Origin of the sequence: Shouchella sp. JSM 1781072 (genome assembly GCF_041949915.1) — a bacterium.
Classification (GTDB): Bacteria; Bacillota; Bacilli; order Bacillales; family Bacillaceae_D; genus Shouchella.
Window position 1 is genome coordinate 121200 of record NZ_JBHFQE010000001.1, and the last position, 22687, is coordinate 143886.

Below are 22687 nucleotides of genomic sequence, written 5' to 3' on the forward strand. Positions count from 1 at the left end.
AAACTGGGGTGTGTTTTTTCTGATAAAAAAAGAATCCCTGTGCATGGTGCAAGGGATTCTTCGTAATTATTGTGCAACAGATGGGTATTGGATGCCTTCTGGACTGTTCACACTCGAGCGTGTCACGGTTAAGTCTTTTCGTACCGCATATTCTTCAGCTGGAGCATCAATAATAAATTCAAATACAGTATTTGATTTTTCAAGGAGATACGTTTCTTTATCAATAAATAGCATAAAATCAAGCTGTGAAACCTGATAGGAGCTATTTCGCAAGTCAATCTCTTCAAGTCCAAATAAGGACTGATCAAACAAATCCATATGTAATGCCATATCATCGAGCTCCTCATTGGTTGCTTCTATGGTTAATACATACAGATCGTCATATTCCCGTACAGAAACAAATTCTGTGATCCCCTGTAAAAGAGATAGTTGGTTTTGAGGTGAATAGTCAGAGGACAAAATAGACCCTACCTCCGCTGTTTCATTAATCTCTTCCCATCCATCATTATTATGGTTTGAAATAAGCATATCATCAATTTTTAATAAACCGAGTGCTTCCTCGACTTGATCAATCTTGCCAGCATCCGTCATGGCATATCGAGCAAAATTTGAATAGATAACCTCTGGTTCTTTTTGATAAGAAAGGGTTCCATCGGTTACTTTTTGAATTTGTTCGTCTCTGAATGAAATAAAATCTGTCATTTTTATATTTGCACTGTAATTTTCAAGTGTTGATTCAGCAGCAATGGCGTTTTCAATGAGAGCATGACTTTGGTCATCTGAAGGTTGATGATTCATCTTCTCTGTCTCATCTGGTAATTGTCTCGGTTCATCCGTTTCGATATCGGATAATGAACATGCCCCGAGAAGGATTGATAAAGTCACACTTGAATATAGCCAATTTTTGTGTAACATGGTCATCTACTCCTGCTAATTTGAGTGAGCGCCCTTTAATAATATTACATTTGTGTTACAAGCGCTTGTGACATTGTAACAAAAGTCGTATAAGTTGCAAATAGGAAATTAGAACCAAGGCTACTTTTTCAAAAGAAAAGCGTTCTATATTATGGAAGAAACAGAAGCAGGACTCATGTCGAAAAAAATTCTAGGAAAAACTTTCGACAAATTTCATATTTTCCATCATTTTTACGTTTGACTTAAAACTTGTATTCTATTAACTCTTAATAGAAAGCGTTAACAATTTAAGAGAATTTGATCGACATAATCAGACAAAATGCCGACTCGTAATTTGAAGAAAGAGTTTGACTTATATGAATCGTGCTGGTATATTGAATCTGTGGTATAACACCATATAATGAAATTTTATGTAACGAAGGGAATGTGAAACATGCAAGGAAAAGTAAAATGGTTCAATGCAGAAAAAGGTTTTGGTTTTATCGAGCGTGAGGATGGAGACGACGTATTCGTACACTTCTCAGCAATCAACTCTGAAGGATTCAAAACTCTTGACGAAGGTCAAGATGTAGAATTCGAAATCGTTGAAGGCGCTCGTGGACCACAAGCTGCAAACGTAGTTAAGCTTTAATTCACATTCCTGTAAGGATATGAATAATAGCTAATGCTCAACCCACTCCATTCTTAATGGGGTGGGTTTTTTGTATTGATTTTGTCAAATCTTCAATGTTTAAGAAGGATTTTAGAGGGAAATGTAGAAGTAAGCAAGGGAAAAGGAGGAGTTCAACGATGCATTATAATATTCGTGGTGAAAACATTGAGGTAACGCCAGCAATTAGGGAGTATGTGGAAAAGAAGGTCGGAAAGCTTGAACGATACTTTGATACCACTCCAATTGCGGATGTAAATGTAAAGCTACAGATCATTAATAGTAGCGAATCAAGTATAGAGGTTACTATTCCAATGCCAAGGCTCTTATTAAGAGGCGAGGAAACAAATGCGGATATGTATGCAGCAATCGACGTAGTCGTCGAAAAGTTAGAACGCCAAATTAGAAAGCATAAAACGAAAGTCAATCGTAAATTTAGACAAGAGGGTAGCCTCAAGCATATGTTTAAAAACGACTTGGAACCTTTAAGAGAAGAAATCATTGAAGAAGAAGACGAAAATGATTTAGAAGTGGTTCGAACGAAGCGATTCAATTTAAAACCAATGGATGCAGAAGAAGCAATTTTGCAAATGGATTTACTAGGTCACAATTTCTTTGTCTTCTCTGATGCTGATAGTGGAAGCACAAACGTTGTGTATCGTCGAAGAGATGGGAAATACGGGTTAATTGAGTCAGAAGCATAAAATGAAAGTGTCAGCCATGCGCTGACACTTTTTAATGTTGACAGGTGGGCAAGCAGTCTTGTAAGCCACTGTTTAAACTGCTAATATAAGGTATGATCATGTAAAAAGAATCGTTTCGTGTATTGCCGTTAAGAGAGGAAGATGAAGATGCTCGGATTACTTCGAAAAGTAGTAGGCGATCCTGCTCAAAAGCAATTAAAGAAAAATGAAAAAGTGATTGATCAAGTTGAGGCTTTAGCTGATGAAATGACAAAGCTCTCGGATGACCAATTAAGAAATAAAACACAAGAATTTAAGCAACAAATTGAAGAAGGTACGTCAATTGATGACATTGTTGTTCCTGCCCTAGCCACTGTAAGAGAGGCGTCGAAACGAGTGCTCAATGAGTACCCTTACCGTGTGCAGTTACTTGGAGCGCTTGCCTTGCACCAAGGAAATATTTCCGAAATGAAAACAGGTGAAGGGAAAACGCTTGTTGGTACCTCAGCTTGTTATGTACAGGCGTTACTTGGGAAAGGTGTTCATATTGTTACTGTTAATAATTATTTAGCTAGCCGTGACTTAGGGAATTATGGTCGCGTATTTCAATTTTTAGGGTTAACAGTTGGATTAAACGAAAACGGTTTAACCCGAGAAGAGAAACAAAAAGCTTATGCTGCAGATATTACGTACAGCACGAACAACGAGCTTGGCTTTGATTATTTACGTGACAACATGGTTCTTTATAAAGATCAAATGGTTCAACGTCCTCTTCATTTTGCGTTAATTGATGAAGTTGACTCCATTTTAATTGATGAGGCTCGTACCCCATTAATTATTTCAGGTTCGGTTGAGCGAAAAACAAAGCTTTATGGGCAAGCCAATACATTTGTGCGTGTACTCAAAGTAGATGAGGATTATACGTATGATGAAAAGACAAAAGCGGTTCAATTAACCGATGAAGGGGTTAATAAAGCCGAGCGTGCCTTTAATATTGATAATTTGTATGACCAAAAGCATGTCTCGCTTAATCACCATATTAACCAATCATTAAAAGCACATGTAGCTATGCAACGTGATGCCGATTATGTAGTAGAAGACGGCGAGGTAGTGATTGTTGACCAATTTACAGGCCGACTTATGAAAGGCCGAAGATACAGTGACGGTTTACACCAAGCGTTAGAAGCGAAAGAAAATTTGCAAGTGCAAAAAGAAAGCATTACGCTCGCTTCCATTACATTCCAAAACTATTTTAGAATGTATCAAAAGCTTGCAGGTATGACCGGTACTGCCAAAACGGAAGAAGAAGAGTTCCGAAATATTTACGGTATGGATGTTATGGTTATTCCAACAAATAAAGACATCGCTAGAGATGACCGCTCTGATTTAATTTATAAATCGATGCAAGCGAAATTCAATGCGGTTGTGAACGAAATCGCGGAGCTACATAAAGCTGGACAACCGGTTCTTGTAGGTACAGTGAATGTAGATACGTCCGAGATTGTTTCGAAAATGTTAACGAAAAAACGTATCCCGCACCATGTGCTAAACGCGAAAAACCATGAGCGTGAAGCGGAAATTATTGAAAATGCTGGTCATAAAGGCGCTGTGACCATTGCCACAAATATGGCTGGGCGTGGAACGGATATTAAGTTAGGACCTGGTGTGAAAGAAGTAGGTGGCCTTCACGTACTAGGAACAGAGCGACATGAATCTCGTCGTATTGATAACCAGTTACGAGGACGTTCTGGTCGTCAAGGAGATGTCGGTTCCTCGCAGTTCTACTTGTCTATGGAAGATGAACTCATGAGACGCTTTGGTTCAGATAATATGCGTAACATGATGGAGCGCCTTGGTATGGAAGAAGACCAGCCAATTGAATCTAAGCTCGTATCTAGAGCCGTGGAAACAGCGCAGAAGCGTGTGGAAGGAAATAACTATGATGCCCGTAAACAAATCTTGCAGTTTGATGATGTCATGCGCGAGCAACGTGAAATTATTTACAAGCAGCGGATGGAAGTGCTTGAGTCAGACAATTTACGGTCTATTGTAGAAAATATGCTAACAGCAACGGTTGCCCATGTTGTCCAAACGCATACGCCAGATTCCCTTGTGCAGGAAGAATGGGACTATCAAGCGATTGTCACGTATATTAATGGACAGTTGTTATCTGAAGGGGCATTAACTGAAAAAGAGATTAATGGTCTGGAACAAGAGGAAATTGTGGAGCTTGTAACGGAAAAAGTTCGCACGGCTTATCATCAGAAAGAATCCGAAGTGTCTCCTGAGCAAATGCGTGAATTTGAAAAAGTAATCATGCTTCGTACAGTCGATCGTAAATGGATGAATCACATTGATCAGATGGATCAGTTGCGACAAGGGATTCATTTACGTGCATATGGGCAGAACGATCCGCTTCGTGAATATCGTTTCGAAGGCTTCAATATGTTTGAAGCGATGATTGTTGAGATTGAAGAAGAAGTGTCGATGTACGTCATGAAAGCTGAAGTTCAGCAAAACTTACAGCGACAAGAAGTGGCGCAAGGAAAAGCTGTTCAACCGTCAGCGAATAATGATGAACAAAAACAAGCGAAGAAAAAGCCTGTCCGCAAAGGAGAAGACATTGGTCGAAATGATCCGTGTATCTGTGGAAGTGGCAAGAAATATAAAAACTGTTGCGGTGCAAACGGCTAAGTTTGATAAATGAAGAGGTGGAAGCGTTGGATTTAGTAGAAATTAAGCAAGAGCTAACGGCTTTAGAGAAACGATTAACGGACTTTAGGGGGTCTCTTTGACGTCGCAGATAAAGAAGAGCGAATTGCTGAGCTAGAGGAGAAAATGACTGATCCTGGTTTCTGGAATAACCAAGAAGAAGCTCAAAAAGTGATTGCGGAAACGAACGGCCTTAAAGATCAAGTGCATACGTTTAAAGATATGGCTGAGGCTTACGAAGATTTAGAAGTGAATCTTGAGTTAGTTCGGGAGGAAGGCGATCCTGAGCTAGCGGCTGAATTAGAAAACGGGGTAAAAGCGCTTATAGAGAAAATGAACCAATTTGAACTGCAGCTTTTACTAAGCGAGCCTTATGATAAAAACAATGCCATTCTAGAACTTCATCCTGGTGCTGGTGGAACAGAATCCCAAGACTGGGCTTCGATGCTTCTAAGAATGTATACGCGTTGGGCTGATAAGCGAGGCTACTCGGTTGAAACCCTTGATTATTTACCTGGTGAAGAAGCTGGGGTGAAAAGTGTAACATTGCTCATTAAAGGACATAATGCCTATGGGTATTTAAAAGCGGAGAAAGGCGTCCATCGTTTGGTGAGAATTTCGCCATTTGATTCTTCTGGAAGAAGGCACACATCGTTTGTTTCCTGTGAAATCATGCCCGAGTTAGACGATACCGTCGATATTGAATTAAATACGGAAGATCTAAAAATTGATACGTATCGCGCCAGTGGTGCAGGTGGTCAGCATATTAATACGACTGATTCCGCTGTTCGTATTACCCACCTTCCAACGAATACGGTTGTTACGTGTCAAAGTGAACGCTCTCAAATTAAAAACCGCGAACAAGCGATGAAAATGATGAAAGCAAAGCTCTATCAATTAAAAATTGAAGAACAAGAGCAACAACTTGCCGAAATTCGTGGCGAACAAAAAGAAATTGGTTGGGGAAGTCAAATTCGTTCATATGTCTTCCACCCGTATTCGATGGTGAAAGACCATCGCACAAATCATGAAAATGGAAATTCGAATGCCGTGATGGATGGGGATTTAGACCCGTTTATTGATGCGTATTTACGTCAAACTATTAACATTGACTAGAAAATAAAACCGGCTTAGTAGCCGGTTTTTTGCTTGAATGTTGCTAATGAGGAGGGACGTTATTGAAGCCGTATGTACCCGTAAGTATAGTGACGTTTCTTCTCTTATTAAGTGGATGTGGTTCTAAAGGTGATGATTCCACCCAAGTACAGGATAGTGAGGAACGAACGTTTAGTGGTGATGAATATGAACTTTATCAAGAAAACAGCTGTATTACGTGCCACGGAGATCAGCTGCAAGGAGCAACAGGGCCGACGTTAATTGGCTTAGATTATTCGGCTGAAGAAATTGAGGCAATTATAAAAGATGGTATCGGCTATATGGCACCTCAAAAAGTCGAAGAAGAAGATCGAGAAGCATTGGCAAAGTGGCTAAATGAACTGTAACCATACAGTTCATTTTTTTGTGTTCGCCATGTTTACCCGCTAATATCTGACAGTAAACCTCAATTGAAATAGAAATGTAATATTTTTAGCGCTTATCTAATGATATAATAACCGCGAAGCGTGACTAAATGTCTGCAAAACATGACAAATAACAACAATTGACCTTGGGATTATTGATTAAAGGTTGTGATGAAATGAGTTTAATACAGCTTACGGATGTCTGGAAAGTCTATCCTAACAGCGTGAAAGCAATAAATGGTATGTCTGTTCAGTTTAATAAAGGCGAGTTTGTTTATATCGTTGGTCCAAGTGGCGCCGGTAAATCTACATTTATTCGCTTATTATATCGAGAAGAACAAGTATCTAAAGGTGAAATTTACATTGATAACGTGAATTTATCTCAACTGAAACACAAAGAAGTGCCTAGCTTAAGAAGAAGAGTTGGCGTAGTCTTTCAAGATTTTAAGCTGCTTCAATCGCTTACAGTATATGAGAATATTGCCTTTGCACTAGAGGTTATTGAAGAACACCCTTCAAAAATCAAGCAAAAAGTAATGGAAGTATTAGAGCTTGTTAAGATAAAAAGTAAGGCGAAATTTTATCCAAGTGAACTGTCAGGTGGTGAACAACAGCGTGTAGCGATTGCGCGAGCTGTTGTCAATCGACCGGATATTTTAATTGCGGACGAGCCTACAGGAAACCTCGATCCTGATACAGCTTGGAGCATCATGGACATTTTAGAAAACGTTAATGCTCTTGGTACAACAGTTATCATGGCTACGCACAATAAAGAAATTGTGAACACGCTAAAGCGCCGAGTGATTGCGATCGAAGCTGGACGCATTGTACGTGATGAAGCTAGGGGGAACTACGGTTATGAAGTTTAATGCAGCCAAGCGTCATATCCGTGAAGGGTTTAAAAATATTGGACGTAGCGGTTGGATGACATTTGCATCAATAAGTGCTGTAACCGTTATGCTCGTCATTGTTGGTTTCTTTATGATCGTTTTCTTAAACGGGAATCATATCGCTTCAACAATTGAAGATAATGTCGAAATTCGAGCTTTTATTGAAAGAGGGACAGACGAAGCTGAAATCAATGACTTAATTGAAGAAGTGAATGAAGAGTATGATGTTGCACAAGTAGAGTTTATTGATAAAGAAGAGGGGCTTGAAAACTTAATTGCCTCAACAGACGGAGAGGATTATTGGGGGAGCTTACGAGAAGACAATCCATTAAGAGATGCACTACGGATTATTGCGTCAACACCTCAGTTAACGGAAGAAATTGCTCAGTCAGTAGATGAACATCCATATATAGGAAGAGTTTCTTATGGAGAGGAAATTATTTCTGATCTGTTTACGATTACGAACACAGGAAGAGTAGCAGGAGCTGTTGTTGTAGCTGCACTATTATTCACGGCGATGTTCTTAATCTCAAATACAATTAAATTAACAATTTTAGCGAGAAAAAATGAAATTCAAATTATGAAATTAGTAGGTGCGAAAAATAGTTTTGTTCGTTGGCCGTTTTTAATTGAAGGGATGTTATTAGGGATTTTAGGAAGTATCGTTCCTATTTTACTAATAAGCTTCGGCTACACTTATTTATACAATCAATCGGCGAGCTTTTTACAGAGCGTACCGTATGATTTACTTGCACCTAACCTATTAATCTTACAATTATCAATCTTATTAGTGGTTGTTGGACTTGGCGTTGGTATATGGGGAAGCGTCATGTCTGTGAGGAAATTTTTAAAAGTGTAAAAGGTATATTCATTATCAAGGGGGAAAAAGGGTTGAAAAAACGTACGATAAGAGCGACTGTTGCAGTAACTGCAGCAGCGGCTCTCCTATTTACTGGGGTCCAACCAGCAATGGCAAATACAGAAATCAATTCAAAATTAGATCAGGTGCGTGAACAGCAAGCATCAAACCAAGAATCCGCTAACGAAACACGTTCTGAAATTACAGAGCTAGAAAGCGAGCTTGATGAACTTTCAAGTGAAATTCAAACATTGACGGTAAAACAAGATGAAAACGAGCAAAAGCTAAATGACACAGAAGCTGAACTTGTTCAGCTTGAAGAGGAAATCAAAGCGCTTGAAGAAGAAATCAAGATTATTGAAGAGCGCATTGAAGAGCGTACAGAAATTTTGCAAGAGCGTGCCGTTGCAGCATATGAAACAGACGGAGAAGTAAGTTATATTGAAGTCTTGCTTGGTGCGCAAAGTTTCGGGGATTTTATTGAGCGTTTTAGTGCAATTACAACCATTGCTGAAAGCGACCAAGAGTTACTAGACGAGCATGTTGCAGATGAAGAACGTCTACATATTGCAAAAGAAGAAGTTCAAGAGAAAAAAGCAAAAGTAGAAGAAAATAAAGCAGCTTTAAAAACCGTTCAAGAAGAATTGGATAGCCAACAAGGTGAATTAGAGCATTTGCAAAATGATTTAAATGACAAAGAAGCACAACTTCAAGACGAATTAAATGCGATTATTTCTGATGAAGAATTGCTAGAAGGGCAAGAAGCCGCTCTTGAAGCTGAGCTTGTTGCGTGGGAAGAAGAGCAAGAAAGAAAACGTGAAGAAGAAGAGCGTCGCAAACAAGAAGAGAAAGAAAGACAAGAGCGTAAAGCTGCAGAAGCGGAAAGAGCTGCAGAAGAAGCAGCAGAATCTGCTAAAGCAGAATCTTCTTCTAAAGCAGAAACAACGGAGCGTGCATCAAAATCAGCAACACCGTCGTCTAGTGGAAACAATGCTCCGGTCCAAACGACTGCAGCAGCTCCATCAGCAAACAACTCATCTTCCTTTATTCGACCTGCAACAGGAACCGTTACTTCTCAATTTGGTCCACGTTGGGGAAGACAACATTGGGGCATTGATATTGGGAAAAATGGCAGAAGTGGCGATGTACCAATCGTATCTGTATTAGACGGAACCGTTGTTGAAGCAGGATACCACGATGGTGGTTTTGGTAATTGGGTACTTGTTACGCACCAAATGGATGGTCAACAATATACAACTGTATATGCACACTTAGATCGAATTGATGTTCGTGCGGGTCAACGTGTTGGTCAAGGCCACCAACTAGGCACAATGGGGAATACTGGGGATTCACAAGGCGCACACCTACACTTTGAAGTACATAGAGGTGCCTTTAACTGGGCTCGTACAAATGCTGTTGATCCAATGAATTATATATAAAACGAAAATAGCGTCCACCTACAGGGGCGCTATTTTTAAATTTTTTGACAAAAATAGGACAAACGAGTTTTGACATTAGGCTGAGAACGACTTAGAATAAATATAATGCTTGAATTGTATGTCTAACTCATTGGGAGTGGTGAAGCGTTTTGAAATTAAAGCAGTTGATTTTTACTTTATCGGTGATGGTCATTATTGCTGTAGCTGCTGTCTTTTTTATAAATGATGGAATTCAGTTTGGGGCTTCAAATGAAACACCGCCTTCTTCAAGTGGTGAAGATGTTGATGTTCCAGAAGTGCTATTAGATGATGATGAGTTGATGGAGAAATTCGAAACAGCATTAACAACGATTGAAAATAATTACGTTTCTGAAGTAGAGCGAACAAAGCTGGTTGAAGGGGCTATCAGTGGGATGGTTGAGACATTAGAAGATCCCTTCTCAGATTATATGGATGTCGAATCAGCAGCAAATTTCCAGGAATCATTGAGCTCTCATTTTGAAGGAATTGGTGCAGAAGTTGGTATGGTGGATGGCTATGTGTCTATTATTAGTCCGATGAGAGAATCTCCAGCGGAACGGGCGGGTCTCTTACCAAATGATGCAATCGTAGAAATTGATGGAGAGTCGATCGAAGGCTATTCCGTAAATGAAGCGGTTCAGCTAATTCGTGGCGAAGGTGGTACGGATGTCACGCTGACGATTCAAAGAGGCGAACAAGGTGAACCTTTTGATGTCACAATTGAACGAGATCGAATTCAAGTGGATGCAGTCCGTGCAGATACATTTGAAGCGGATGGTCAATTAATTGGCCGTTTAGAAATTACATCGTTCTCTGAAGATGTGGGGAGTCAGTTTGAAGAGTTGTTACAGGAATTAGAAGATGAAGGCATTGATGGTTTGATTGTGGATGTTCGGAATAATCCAGGTGGCTATTTAGATGGCGCACAAAATATCGGAAACCTAATAATCCCTGAAAATAACCCGATTGTTCAAATTGAGCATAGCAATGGAAGTATTGAAAGCTATGAATCCGATTTAGATGATCGTAAACCGTATCCAATTGTTGGTTTAATAAATGAAAGTAGCGCTTCAGCTTCCGAAATTCTCGCTGCAGCACTAAAAGAATCAGGAGGCTATGATCTTGTTGGAAACACGACTTTCGGTAAAGGTACCGTCCAAAAATCAATTCGAATGACCGATGGAAGTGCCTTGAAGATTACGACCGATCGATGGCTAACTGCAGGCGGAAATACCATTGATCAAGATGGTGTTGAACCGACTGTTGAAGTTGATCAGCCAGATTATTTTTACTCAGTTGCCCTTTCCATTGAAGAGGCTTTTGAACAAGACCAAGTATCCGATCAAATCGGCCGTGCACAAAGCATGCTCGAAGGATTGGGATATGAAGTAGGACGAACAGATGGCTATTTTGATGACCAGACCGAAAGTGCGATAACTGAGTTTCAAGAAACGCATGATTTAGACGTTAATGGTCAACTCGATGAAGATACTGCGCAAATGATTCAAGAAGAAATACGCGCTCATATTCGAGATGTGGAAAATGATGCACAATTAAATCGAGCGATTGAACTTGCTGCTGAGCAAGCATCATAAGTATAATAAGAAGTATTACATGCATGAAAAAGAGATATCTGTATGAACTAGCACAGATATCTCTTTTTAAGTAAGTGCTGGAGGACAAGTTATGGTAGATACAATCGTAATTGCACTAGCGAGCTTTTTTTTAAATCCTGTTGTTTATATTGGTTTACTCGTACTCTTTTTTATTGCAAATCAACGTGTAAAGCTAGAACGAGAATCATTTCATACGCGGGTATATGCACGACGGGCCGATTTTTTATTTAGTATCATTCCTTCTTTTGTGGCGGGTGTACTAATTAGTATCGCCACAGTTGCAGTTGGGGCGTTATTGCCGATTGATGTTGTGATTGCAATAGGAGTGGCAACGCTGCTGTTACTAGTAACTGGACAAATGCAGCTCGTGACACCGACTTATTTATTTTTACTTGTTGGACTTTATCTTGTACTCGTACCACAAGTAATTGCAGTTCCTAACATAGATGATTCAATGAGAGCCTCTTTCATTTTTCCGACAATTTTATTTATAATGACCGTCTGCTTACTAGCGCAAGCGGTGCTAATTCGAAAAAACGGTTCGAAGTTAGTGTCTCCACAGTTAGAACAAGGGAAAAGAGGACGGTATGTCGGCATTCACAAGATAAATCGGTTGTGGATTATACCAGTTGTATTCTTTATTCCTGAAGGCATCGTTTCCCTTCCTTGGTCATGGCCGTTGTTTACAGTAGGAAATTTGGCTCTTCAGCCTGTTCTGTTTCCGATTTTTCTAGGATTCAAATTGCAAACGCGTAATCAGATGCGTCGACGTACGGATCAACATACACGTATATATCTTTTATTAGCAATCATAGCTGCGGTATCTACAATTATCGTAACCTTTTATCCGAATGCATGGCTGTTTGCAAGTATACTAGGATTGATGGGGCTTCTTCATCTCACATTGCAATTGTCTATTTGGCAAAAAGCAAAAAAAGATCCTGCTTTTTTTACGGAGGAAGAAGAGAGCTGTCGTGTGGTAGGGGTACTCCCTCACAGTCCTGCTGGAAAAATGAACATTTTAATTGGCGAGGAATTAACAAAGGTAAATGGAATGATTGTATTTGACGAGACGACGCTTTATCAAGCGCTTCAGAAAAATGCTGTTTATTGTAAAATTGAAGTGAAAGATAAAGATGGCGAGAAGCGCTTCGTGCAAGGGCCTCTCTATAATGGCGAGCACTATCAACTAGGTGTCTTGCTTGTGCGAAAACAAGAGAAACTGAGTAACTCCATTATTTGAATCAAATAAAATAACCTCATAAAAAGACGACTAATCCTGTATTGGAATAGTCGTCCTTTTTTATCGTAATGCGTGCAAGGTAGCGCTTATTTAAGGTGTATCTTCAGATGTTCGTAACGCTGCTTTTTGCCTCTTCTTTAAAGGCGGGAGCTGGGAAATGGTATCTTGTTGCTTAGAAATGCGATATAAAACAAACCAGATAAGAGCAAAGCCGATTAATTGAGCAATCGTGACTGTTTCTTCAAGTGTAATCCATGATACAAGCAAACCTGTCATTGGAAAACTCAATTCCGCAATCGTTGCCACAGAAGCTTTCACCGACTGGAGACCTCGGTAATATAGAAGCATTGATACAAGACCTGGCAATAAAGCAGACGCGAGAATGTTAAGCCCGATAAAGGTTAAAGCCACAGCTGATTCAGGTGTTGTCCACATTTCAGGTGATACTGTAATCAATACACCAAGCAATGGTAAAGCAAGCAAGAAGCGTAAAGCAGTCACCGTTTCGTGACGACATTTTTGTAGAAGAATACGACCCATCACGGTTGAACCTCCCCACAGCGCGGCTGCACCAATCGCATACAAGCTGCCTAGCTGAAGGATCTCGCTTGGATTATTAATCGGAAAATAAAAACCGAACGTTAGTAAATAGGTACCAACTAGTGCGATCGGTACGTATAAACCAAAACGTTGGGGTAGCTTCTCTTTTAACAGAAAATGTGCCAGCGTAATCGCAAAAAGGGGTTGCAACTTTTGTAATAAGAGGACAGAATTAATTTCGCCACCTGATGAAGCAATTGTTAAACCTTGAGTAAACAAAAGCGTTGCAATGGCAGAGCCACCCCACGAAATAAATAAGAGTGCGCCTAAATCTTTAAAGCGCAGTTTTTTAATATCGCTTCGGAATTTATACAAAATGGGTATAGCGATTAAAGCTAAAATAATATGTTCGATAAAGACGATTTGTAGAGAAGTCATTGTATCGAGTAATAAAATTCGAAACAATGGATTGATCCCCCAAAAGGCGGCACCAATGACAATAAACCAAAATGTTTTATTCGTTCGTTGTTCGTTCACAGCTGTGAGCTCCTTTTCAGTGAAAAGGTCTTCTGTAAAAATCAAAAAAAGCCCTGGACAAAAAAATGTTCAGGGCTGACGAAATAAACGTAGCAAAGGCTACATTCTTTCAATTTGATCTTCTCCCATCCGGACTTTACCGTCGGCTTTGGAATTTCACCAAATCAGTCCACATCATGATGTGGAGTCGCGGGCTTTACCGCCGGTCAGGAATTTCACCTGCCCCGAAGACACCTATTCAAATGTAATAATCATTATTGTTATCATACTGGATTATCAGCTATTCGTCCATAAATATGTTCATTAACAATATATGGGTACGCACGTGCGTTCGTAAAAGTTGGTATATGGAGTGAAAACTGTGATATAATTAAGCGAACGTGTGTTTAGAGAAGGATGAACATGTATTGTTTTAATGGACGGAAAATGGGAATAACAGTAGGATAATGTTCTTTTGCGAAGGAGGGGTGAGTGGATTAACTGACGAACATCCAGTTAATCGCTCTATTAAAGATGGATCAAACGTTCCAATTAGTATCAGACTATTCGCCTCAAGGCGACCAACCAAATGCAATTGAAAAAATTGTACGTGCGATTGAAAACGGTGATCGGCATCAAACGTTACTTGGCGCAACGGGGACCGGTAAGACGTTTACAATGTCAAATGTGATTCAAGCAGTCAATAAGCCGACATTAATTATGGCACACAATAAAACCCTTGCTGGACAGCTGTACAGTGAGTTTAAACAATTTTTTCCGAATAATGCAGTTGAATATTTTGTTAGCTATTATGATTATTATCAACCAGAGGCGTATGTGCCGTCGTCTGATACCTTTATTGAAAAAGATGCAAGCATTAACGATGAAATTGATAAATTACGTCATTCGGCTACAAGCGCCTTATTCGAAAGACGAGATGTGATTATCGTAGCTAGTGTGTCGTGTATATATGGTTTAGGTAATCCAGAAGAGTACCGAGACCTTGTTTTATCTATACGTACAGGAATGGAAATGGATCGAAATGAGTTATTACGCAGGCTTGTAGACATCCAGTATGATCGAAATGATTTAAATTTCATCCGCGGAACATTTCGTGTAAGAGGCGATGTTGTGGAAATTTTCCCAGCTTCTCGTGACGAGCAATGTATCCGGGTTGAGTTTTTTGGTGATGAAATTGACCGGATGACAGAAGTAGACGCATTAACAGGTGAAATTAAAGGCGAACGCAACCACGTGTCTATTTTTCCGGCATCTCACTTCGTTACCCGAGAAGAAAAAATGAAAAAAGCGATTGCGAACATTGAAACGGAGTTAGAAGAACAGTTAAAAACGATGCATGAAGAGGGGAAATTGCTAGAAGCGCAGCGTTTAGAACAGCGTACGCGCTATGACCTTGAGATGATGGCTGAAATGGGCTTTTGCTCAGGGATTGAAAATTATTCCCGTCATTTAACACTAAGAGAGTCTGGGGCTACACCGTATACGTTAATTGATTTCTTTCCAGAAGACTTTCTACTTATTATGGATGAGTCTCACGTTACATTGCCTCAAGTACGAGGTATGTATAATGGTGACCGAGCTCGAAAAGAAATTCTTGTGAACCACGGGTTCCGTTTGCCTTCAGCATTGGATAACCGACCATTGAAATTTGCTGAGTTTGAAGGGAAAGTGAGCCAAGCGGTTTATGTTTCGGCAACACCTGGACCTTACGAGCTAGAGCATACTCCAGAAATGGTTGAACAAATTATTCGACCAACTGGTTTATTAGATCCGCCAATTGAGGTTCGCCCAATTGAAGGACAAATTGATGATTTAATTGGCGAAATCCATGAGCAGATTGAACGGGACGAGCGTGTACTCGTTACCACATTAACGAAGAAAATGTCTGAAGACTTAACGGATTACTTAAAAGAGTTAGGGATAAAAGTCCGCTATTTGCATTCTGAAGTAAAGACATTGGATCGACTTGAGATCATTCGCCAGTTAAGAATGGGGACGTTTGATGTTCTCATTGGGATAAATTTATTACGAGAAGGACTAGATATTCCAGAAGTTTCTCTCGTTGCCATATTGGATGCAGATAAAGAAGGATTTCTACGAGCGGAGCGTTCTCTTATTCAAACGATTGGTCGAGCTGCCCGAAATGAACACGGTCGAGTCATCATGTATGCGGATAAAATGACAGGTTCAATGGAAGTGGCGATAAGCGAAACGAAGCGCCGTCGAGAGATTCAGGAAGCATATAATATAAAGCACGGCATCACGCCTCAAACGATTCAAAAGAAAATCCCTGATGTAGTCCAAGCGACGTATGCAGCGGAAGAAGATGGCGAATACGATGTTACGCAAAAACCGCAACAAAAAATGACGAAAAAAGAACGTGAAAAGACCATTGAACAAGTAGAAGTAGAAATGAAGCAAGCTGCGAAAGATTTAAACTTTGAACGAGCAGCTGAACTTCGAGATATGCTGTTAGAGCTTAAAGCGGAAGGATGACGGTATGGCACACGAAGAGATTGTCGTTAAAGGGGCACGATCAAATAATTTAAAAAATATGGATGTCTCAATTCCTAGAGGAAAGCTTGTTGTGTTAACGGGCTTATCCGGTTCTGGGAAATCATCTTTGGCATTTGACACCATTTATGCAGAGGGACAAAGGCGGTATGTAGAATCGTTATCCGCCTATGCGCGTCAATTTTTAGGGCAAATGGACAAACCTGATGTTGATTCAATTGAAGGGTTATCTCCAGCTATTTCGATTGATCAAAAAACAACGAGTCGAAACCCGCGTTCAACCGTTGGAACGGTAACAGAGATCCACGATTATTTAAGGCTTTTATACGCTAGAATCGGTAAGCCTATTTGTCCAAAACATGGCATTGAGATTACATCGCAGACGATTCAGCAAATGGTTGACCAATTGCTAGAGTTCCCTGAACGTACCAAAATGCAGATTCTTGCGCCTATGGTTTCTGGACGAAAAGGAACCCACGCTAAAGTATTTGATCAAATTAAAAAAGATGGCTACGTTCGTGTCCGTGTTAATGGAGAAATGCGAGAAGCAACGGAAGAAATAGAGCTTGATAAAAATAAGAAACATAACGTGGAAGTGGTCATCGATCGGATTGTTGTGAAAGACGGAATTCAAACGAGAATGGCTGATTCACTAGAGACGGCTTTAAATCTTGCTGATGGACGTGTGTTGATCGATGTCATTGACGGCGAAGAACTTCTGTTTAGTCAACATCACGCTTGTCCGGAATGTGGATTTTCCATTCCTGAATTAGAGCCACGCTTTTTCTCATTTAACAGTCCGTACGGCGCGTGTACCGCTTGTGATGGCCTCGGTGTGAAGCAAGAAGTAGATGCGGAGCTCGTGATACCTGATTCAGACAGAACGTTAAGGGATCATGCCATCGCACCGTGGGAGCCAACCAGCTCATCGTATTATCCACAGCTACTTGAAGCGGTATGCGAGCATTTTTCCATTGATATGGATACGCCTTTTAATCAACTGTCGGAAAAACAACAATCCATCATTTTGAATGGGAGTGGAAAAGAAAAGATCTTTTTCCATTATGAAAATGATTTTGGGCGCGTTCGTGAGCATATGATTGTGTTTGAAGGAGTTTTAACGAACGTTAGCCGCAGGTATAGAGAGACAAGTTCAGATTATATTCGCGAGCAGATGGGGACTTATATGTCCCAGAAAAATTGTCCAACTTGTAAAGGCTATCGATTAAAAAAAGAAGCGCTTGCTGTTTATGTTGGGGATAAACATCTCGGAGAAGTGAGTCAATTTTCTTGTACCGATGCGCTTCAGTTTATGCAAACGTTGGAGCTATCAGATAAAGATCGTTCGATTTCAAGACTTATTCTGAAAGAAATTGAAGACCGAATTGGCTTCCTTATCAATGTGGGATTGGATTATCTTACACTATCTCGAGCGGCTGGCACGTTATCGGGTGGGGAAGCGCAGCGTATTCGACTTGCGACACAAATTGGCTCATCGCTTATGGGTGTGCTCTATATTTTAGATGAACCTTCCATTGGGCTGCATCAACGAGATAATGACCGCTTAATTGAAACGTTAAAACGGATGCGCGATTTAGGAAATACGCTCATTGTTGTTGAACATGACGAAGATACGATGTTAGCAGCGGATCACATTATCGATATCGGACCAGGGGCAGGTGTGCACGGTGGTTATGTGACAGCACAAGGCTCTCCACAAGAATTGATTGCTGATCCCAACTCCTTGACAGGTCAGTATTTAGCTGGTGAAAGATTCATTAAGGTTCCAACCGAGCGTCGCTCCCTTACTGGTAGAAAGTTTATTGTGAAAAGCGCTACGGAAAACAATTTAAAAAATATAAACGTCACATTCCCGCTCGGTGTCTTTACTGCTATAACAGGTGTTTCTGGTTCTGGAAAGAGTACCCTTGTAAACGAAATTGTCCACAAGTCTCTTGCGCAAAAAATTCATCGTGCCAAAGATAAGCCTGGAAAGCACAAAGAAATTGTCGGTATTGAGGAAATGGATAAAGTCATTGACATTGACCAATCACCAATTGGCCGTACGCCACGATCCAACCCTGCAACCTATACAAGTGTATTTGACGATATTCGTGATGTGTTTGCATTAACGAATGAAGCAAAAGTAAGAGGGTACAAAAAAGGGCGCTTTAGTTTTAATGTGAAAGGCGGTAGATGTGAGGCATGTAAAGGAGACGGCATTATCAAGATTGAAATGCACTTTTTGCCTGATGTTTACGTCCCGTGTGAAGTTTGTCACGGGAAGCGCTATAATCGCGAGACGTTAGAAGTAACGTACAAAAGCAAAACGATTGCAGATGTATTAGAAATGACGGTCGAAGAGGGCGTTGAGTTTTTTGGAAGCATTCCAAAGATTAAACGTAAAATCCAAACGTTAATTGATGTTGGTTTGGGATATGTCCGGTTAGGGCAGCCGGCAACGACGTTATCTGGTGGAGAAGCACAGCGTGTGAAACTCGCTTCACAGCTTCATAAACGACCAACAGGGAAAACCCTGTATATTTTAGATGAACCGACGACAGGTTTGCATGTGGATGACATTGATCGCTTGTTAGGCGTCATTCAGCGTCTTGTCGATAATGGCGATACCGTTCTTGTAATTGAGCACAATCTCGATGTGATTAAGACGGTTGATCACATTATTGATTTAGGCCCTGAAGGCGGTACTGGTGGGGGTCAGCTCGTTGCGCAAGGAACTCCTGAAGAAGTGGCAGAAGTGGAAGGATCATATACCGGACGCTACTTAAAACCGATATTAGAAAGAGATAAAGCACGCTACGCAGAAAAATTCGAGTTTTCATCATAAAAAATAGGGAAAAAATGAAACATGTGACCTTGCTTCTTCGTAATAAGATCATAGAAGATAATATTGAAAAGGAGCGATCGTGATGGAAGAACGTAAAATGATTTTAAAGATGATAGAAGATGGGAAAGTCTCTGCTGAAGAAGGCTTAAAGTTACTTGAAGCTGTTGGGAAAGAGGAGGACGTATCCTCTAACTCAACTGCTAGTAATACCGGCTCATCTAGTAAAGAACGCCAAGATCCTGAAGAGTCACCTTTTACGAAGTTTACCAGTTTTTTTGAATCCGCTTTTCAAAAAGTGAGAGATGGTGATTTTGACTTTAACTTTGGAAACGGAATGGACATTCAACATACGTTTGAAGAAGAACAAGCTGAGTTTAATAAAGTAAAGGTTTCTTTAGAAAATGGTTCGTTTGCCGTTGTACCGTGGGAAAAACAAGGTGTACGATTAGAACTTGATGCAAAAGTATACCGAACAAATAACGACGAGCAGGCACATGAATTTTTAATGAAAGAATCGTCTTTTTCAATATCTGACGGGGAATTAGTGTTTGAAACGAAGTCAAAAACAATGAAAGTGAATGGAACGCTATATGTTCCAAAATCTTCCTATGATAGCATTAAACTTTATACGTTTAATGGGTCTTTAACTGGGGAATCGATACAAACGAAAGAGCTTGAAGCGAACACAACAAATGGCTCAATTAAAGTTACGCATGTGGAAGCAATAAAAGCAAGCTTGGAAACAATGAATGGATCGATTACGATTGAGGAAAATACGATTGGCTCGTTATTTGCAAAAACGTTTAATGGAACGATTAAAGCAGATGGAAAAATTGAAGATGCTGATGTGGAAACAGTGAACGGGTCCATTACGTATTATTTAAATAAAAACGACGATACGGCTGGTTATTTAGATGTTAAAACGACTACAGGTAGCGTCAAACTCTTTATTGCAGAAGATGTTCGATTTGAAGGGAAGCTTCGTTCAAATGTCGGCTCCATTCACAATCATCTTGAATCGTCAATTGTTCATGACGAGAAAAAAGAACTTGCGCAACGTTATATGCACGTAACCGCTAATGATGACATTTCAGGCAAGGTGAAAGTTCGTGCTGTTGCTAATACTGGTAGTATCACATTAAGAAATCAATAGAAGAAGTATATGTCGTTGAAAGGAAGTAATGTTAGATGAAGCAACTAAAACGATCATCGAATAAGCGTATGATAACAGGCGTATGTGGCGGAATTGCTGAATACTTTTCAATCGATCCAACAATTATTCGTCTTATCGCTGTTATCTTAGCGTTAATCTCAACGGTATGGCCCGTTCTTATTGCCTATATCATTGCTACATTTTTAATGCCAACTGAGTAAGGAGGGGTTCATATGAGATGGCTTATTGGTCTTGTGCTTAATGCACTTGTGCTTTTACTTTTATCAGCGTTATTCTCTGGTTTTACCTTAAGTGGATTTGGCGCTGCCTTGATTGCTGCGCTTATCTTATCAGTCTTAAACTGGACTGTAAAACCGTTACTGACGATATTAACGTTGCCAATAACCATTTTAACGCTAGGATTATTCCTATTTGTCATTAGTGCGTTAACATTAATGTTGACCGCTTGGTTTATGGGAAGTTACTTTGTGATTGATGGTTTTGGTATTGCTTTACTTGCAGCTGTGATTATTGCGCTGTTCCAAGCGATTTTAATAAACCCTGTCAAACGAAGCTAATTTTATAAGAAATCTTTGAGACGTAGGGCGCTGACTCTGCGTCTTTTTTGTTCACTTTTTTAAGGTTTATGACTCTGGTAAAAATCGTGCTACAATATGGCTAGTGGAAAGCTAAGTAAAAGAGGTGTGTGCATGTCAAAAGTGACAGCGAATGATATATTAGAGAAATTCCAATTTGAACTATTAGCAGGGGAAGAAGGGATTTATCGTCCAATTACGACGAGTGATATTTCTCGTCCAGGAATTGAAATGGCTGGTTTTTTTACGTATTATCCTGCTCGTCGTCTGCAGTTAATTGGACGAACCGAGCTATCTTTTATAAAATCGTTATCGGATGAAGAAAAAGAAGAGCGGATGACAAAGCTATGTACCTATGATACACCTGGTATTATTTTATCTCGAGGATTAGAAGCTCCGTCTCAACTTATTGCGGCAGCAAATCATAAAAATGTACCTGTTCTTCGATCAACATTAACAACGACACAGCTTAGTAGCCGTGTAACCAACTATCTAGAAAGTGAATTAGCGCCTGTCACGGCTGTACACGGGGTTCTTGTTGATATTTATGGGATTGGTGTGTTAATTACTGGTGGCAGTGGTGTCGGTAAAAGTGAAACTGCGCTTGATCTTGTGCGTCGAGGCCATCGCTTAGTAGCCGATGATTCAGTTGAAATTCGTCAGCAAAATGAAGATACGTTAGTTGGGCACCCTCCGCCGTTATTGCAACATCTACTCGAAATTCGAGGGTTAGGAATTATTAATGTGATGACCTTGTTTGGTGCTGGAGCGGTTCGGCCGTTTAAACGTATAAGCTTATGTATGAACCTCGAGACATGGGATCAGAAAAAAGCGTATGACCGTTTAGGTCTTGAAGAAGATAAAATGAAAATTTTTGATACAGAAATAACAAAGATGACGGTGCCTGTTCGTCCAGGACGAAACTTGGCCGTTATAATTGAAGTGGCTGCAATGAATTTTCGCTTAAAGCGGCTTGGTTTTAATGCTGCTCAAGAATTTTCAGAGCGTCTGACGCAAGTAATTGAACAAGGGGATAATGAAGAATTTTAATGATAGAGAGTAGAGAGGTGAGACAGATTGAATACACAAATTGAACCGATGGATCGGGTTTTTATATCGCTTGGGCCAATCGATATTTATTGGTACGCGGTGTTGATTCTTTTAGGTGTGTTTGTTGGTTATTTATGGACACGTTATGAAGGGGATAAGCGAGGTCTTCCCAAAGAAACGTTTGCTGATTTACTCGTATGGGCGTTGCCGATTTCTATTATTTGTGCGCGACTTTACTATGTCATTTTTAGATGGGATCAATTTGCAGATAGTCCGTTAAGCGTATTTAACATTCGAGAAGGCGGAATAGCGATTCACGGGGCGTTAATTGGTGCGGTTGTAACGGCGATTGTCTTTGCTCGCGTGAAGAAGTTATCTTTTTGGAAAATTGCCGACGTTGCTGCACCAGCGATTCTTATTGGTCAAGCGATTGGTCGATGGGGAAACTTTGTCAACCAAGAAGTGTATGGTGGGGAAGTGTCAAGAGAATTTCTCGAAGGGCTATTCTTGCCTGACTGGATCATTAATCAAATGTACATAAATGGCACGTATTATCATCCTACCTTTTTGTATGAATCGTTATGGAGTGTGGTAGGTGTCATCGTCTTAATTTTGTTAAGAAAAGCGAACTTAAGACAAGGGGAACTTTTCTTCAGTTACGTCATTTGGTATTCTGTCGGCCGATTCTTTATTGAAGGCATCCGTTTGGATTATTTGTTAATCGGGGAAACGCTACGAACTGCGCAATTTATTTCAATCGTTCTAGTTGGATTAGCAATTATTCTATGGATTTATCGACGTATGGTCGTCCAGCCCCCACGTTATTTAGATACGGATGGTGCTACGACTTCAGCAAACACAAAGAATAATAAACAGAAAAAGAAAAAATAGAAAGAAGGGAT

Annotated in this window: 19 protein-coding genes and 1 riboswitch; of the genes, 17 read left to right on the plus strand and 2 right to left on the minus strand. The window is 40.1% G+C overall.

All coding sequences use genetic code 11. The features are described from left to right. Positions 1-66 precede the first annotated feature (66 nt). Positions 67-915 (minus strand): DUF6612 family protein, encoded by an 849-nt coding sequence (locus ACE1TH_RS00630; protein WP_375078217.1) that lies wholly within the window; start codon positions 913-915, stop codon positions 67-69. A 433-nt stretch (positions 916-1348) separates the two neighbouring features. Between ACE1TH_RS00630 and ACE1TH_RS00635 the strand changes: the two genes are divergently transcribed. From ACE1TH_RS00635 to ACE1TH_RS00680, 10 genes are all read left to right on the plus strand, one after another. Beyond that, positions 1349-1546 carry a cold shock domain-containing protein gene (locus tag ACE1TH_RS00635; protein ID WP_035420575.1) on the plus strand — a complete coding sequence of 66 codons (198 nt, stop codon included), beginning with the start codon at positions 1349-1351 and terminating at the stop codon, positions 1544-1546. A gap of 158 nt (positions 1547-1704) precedes the next feature. After that, on the plus strand, positions 1705-2268 hold the full coding sequence (gene hpf, locus ACE1TH_RS00640) for a ribosome hibernation-promoting factor, HPF/YfiA family (protein ID WP_375078218.1): 564 nt from the start codon (positions 1705-1707) through the stop codon (positions 2266-2268). A 147-nt stretch (positions 2269-2415) separates the two neighbouring features. Beyond that, positions 2416-4941 carry a preprotein translocase subunit SecA gene (gene secA / locus ACE1TH_RS00645; protein WP_375078219.1) on the plus strand — a complete coding sequence of 842 codons (2526 nt, stop codon included), beginning with the start codon at positions 2416-2418 and terminating at the stop codon, positions 4939-4941. Positions 4942-4967: 26 nt separating this feature from the next. Beyond that, positions 4968-6075 (plus strand): peptide chain release factor 2 gene (gene prfB, locus ACE1TH_RS00650; RefSeq protein ID WP_255223788.1). Its coding sequence is split into 2 segments (ribosomal slippage): positions 4968-5039 and positions 5041-6075, totalling 1107 coding nucleotides; the frame shifts between segments, so codons are not numbered across the junction. 62 nt (positions 6076-6137) lie between these two features. After that, positions 6138-6461: a c-type cytochrome gene (locus ACE1TH_RS00655; protein WP_099301720.1), complete on the plus strand. Its 324-nt coding sequence runs from the start codon at positions 6138-6140 to the stop codon at positions 6459-6461. Positions 6462-6655: 194 nt separating this feature from the next. Continuing rightward, positions 6656-7348: a cell division ATP-binding protein FtsE gene (ftsE, locus tag ACE1TH_RS00660; protein WP_099301719.1), complete on the plus strand. Its 693-nt coding sequence runs from the start codon at positions 6656-6658 to the stop codon at positions 7346-7348. Then, on the plus strand, positions 7338-8228 hold the full coding sequence (gene ftsX / locus ACE1TH_RS00665) for a permease-like cell division protein FtsX (protein WP_099301718.1): 891 nt from the start codon (positions 7338-7340) through the stop codon (positions 8226-8228). Before ftsE ends, ftsX begins: the two co-directional genes overlap by 11 nt. 32 nt (positions 8229-8260) lie before the next feature. After that, on the plus strand, positions 8261-9667 hold the full coding sequence (locus tag ACE1TH_RS00670) for a murein hydrolase activator EnvC family protein (protein WP_375078220.1): 1407 nt from the start codon (positions 8261-8263) through the stop codon (positions 9665-9667). 149 nt (positions 9668-9816) lie between these two features. Beyond that, positions 9817-11283 (plus strand): S41 family peptidase, encoded by a 1467-nt coding sequence (locus tag ACE1TH_RS00675; protein WP_375078221.1) that lies wholly within the window; start codon positions 9817-9819, stop codon positions 11281-11283. Between the two features lie 91 nt (positions 11284-11374). Then, positions 11375-12547 (plus strand): hypothetical protein, encoded by a 1173-nt coding sequence (locus ACE1TH_RS00680; RefSeq protein ID WP_375078222.1) that lies wholly within the window; start codon positions 11375-11377, stop codon positions 12545-12547. Between the two features lie 90 nt (positions 12548-12637). On the opposite strand, the gene ACE1TH_RS00685 is transcribed toward ACE1TH_RS00680, so the two are convergent. Then, positions 12638-13624 carry a DMT family transporter gene (locus tag ACE1TH_RS00685; protein ID WP_375078223.1) on the minus strand — a complete coding sequence of 329 codons (987 nt, stop codon included), beginning with the start codon at positions 13622-13624 and terminating at the stop codon, positions 12638-12640. A gap of 113 nt (positions 13625-13737) precedes the next feature. Continuing rightward, a riboswitch (FMN riboswitch) is annotated at positions 13738-13860 on the minus strand. A gap of 277 nt (positions 13861-14137) precedes the next feature. Here ACE1TH_RS00685 and uvrB point away from each other — a divergent pair. From uvrB to lgt, 7 genes are all read left to right on the plus strand, one after another. Next, entirely contained in the window at positions 14138-16120 is a 1983-nt protein-coding gene (uvrB, locus tag ACE1TH_RS00690) for an excinuclease ABC subunit UvrB (protein WP_099301713.1), read from the plus strand. 4 nt (positions 16121-16124) lie between these two features. Beyond that, a complete protein-coding gene (uvrA, locus tag ACE1TH_RS00695) occupies positions 16125-18986 on the plus strand; it encodes an excinuclease ABC subunit UvrA (protein WP_255223784.1) in 2862 nt (953 codons plus the stop codon). Between the two features lie 82 nt (positions 18987-19068). Then, complete coding sequence (locus ACE1TH_RS00700; protein ID WP_099301711.1) at positions 19069-20139, plus strand: DUF4097 family beta strand repeat-containing protein; 1071 nt, start codon at positions 19069-19071, stop codon at positions 20137-20139. Positions 20140-20174: 35 nt separating this feature from the next. Next, complete coding sequence (locus ACE1TH_RS00705) at positions 20175-20360, plus strand: PspC domain-containing protein (protein WP_099301710.1); 186 nt, start codon at positions 20175-20177, stop codon at positions 20358-20360. Positions 20361-20372: 12 nt separating this feature from the next. Further along, positions 20373-20717 carry a phage holin family protein gene (locus ACE1TH_RS00710; protein ID WP_099301709.1) on the plus strand — a complete coding sequence of 115 codons (345 nt, stop codon included), beginning with the start codon at positions 20373-20375 and terminating at the stop codon, positions 20715-20717. Positions 20718-20849: 132 nt separating this feature from the next. Further along, positions 20850-21785 carry an HPr(Ser) kinase/phosphatase gene (gene hprK / locus ACE1TH_RS00715; protein WP_099301708.1) on the plus strand — a complete coding sequence of 312 codons (936 nt, stop codon included), beginning with the start codon at positions 20850-20852 and terminating at the stop codon, positions 21783-21785. Positions 21786-21812: 27 nt separating this feature from the next. Then, complete coding sequence (lgt, locus tag ACE1TH_RS00720; RefSeq protein WP_099301707.1) at positions 21813-22676, plus strand: prolipoprotein diacylglyceryl transferase; 864 nt, start codon at positions 21813-21815, stop codon at positions 22674-22676. Positions 22677-22687: the final 11 nt, after the last annotated feature.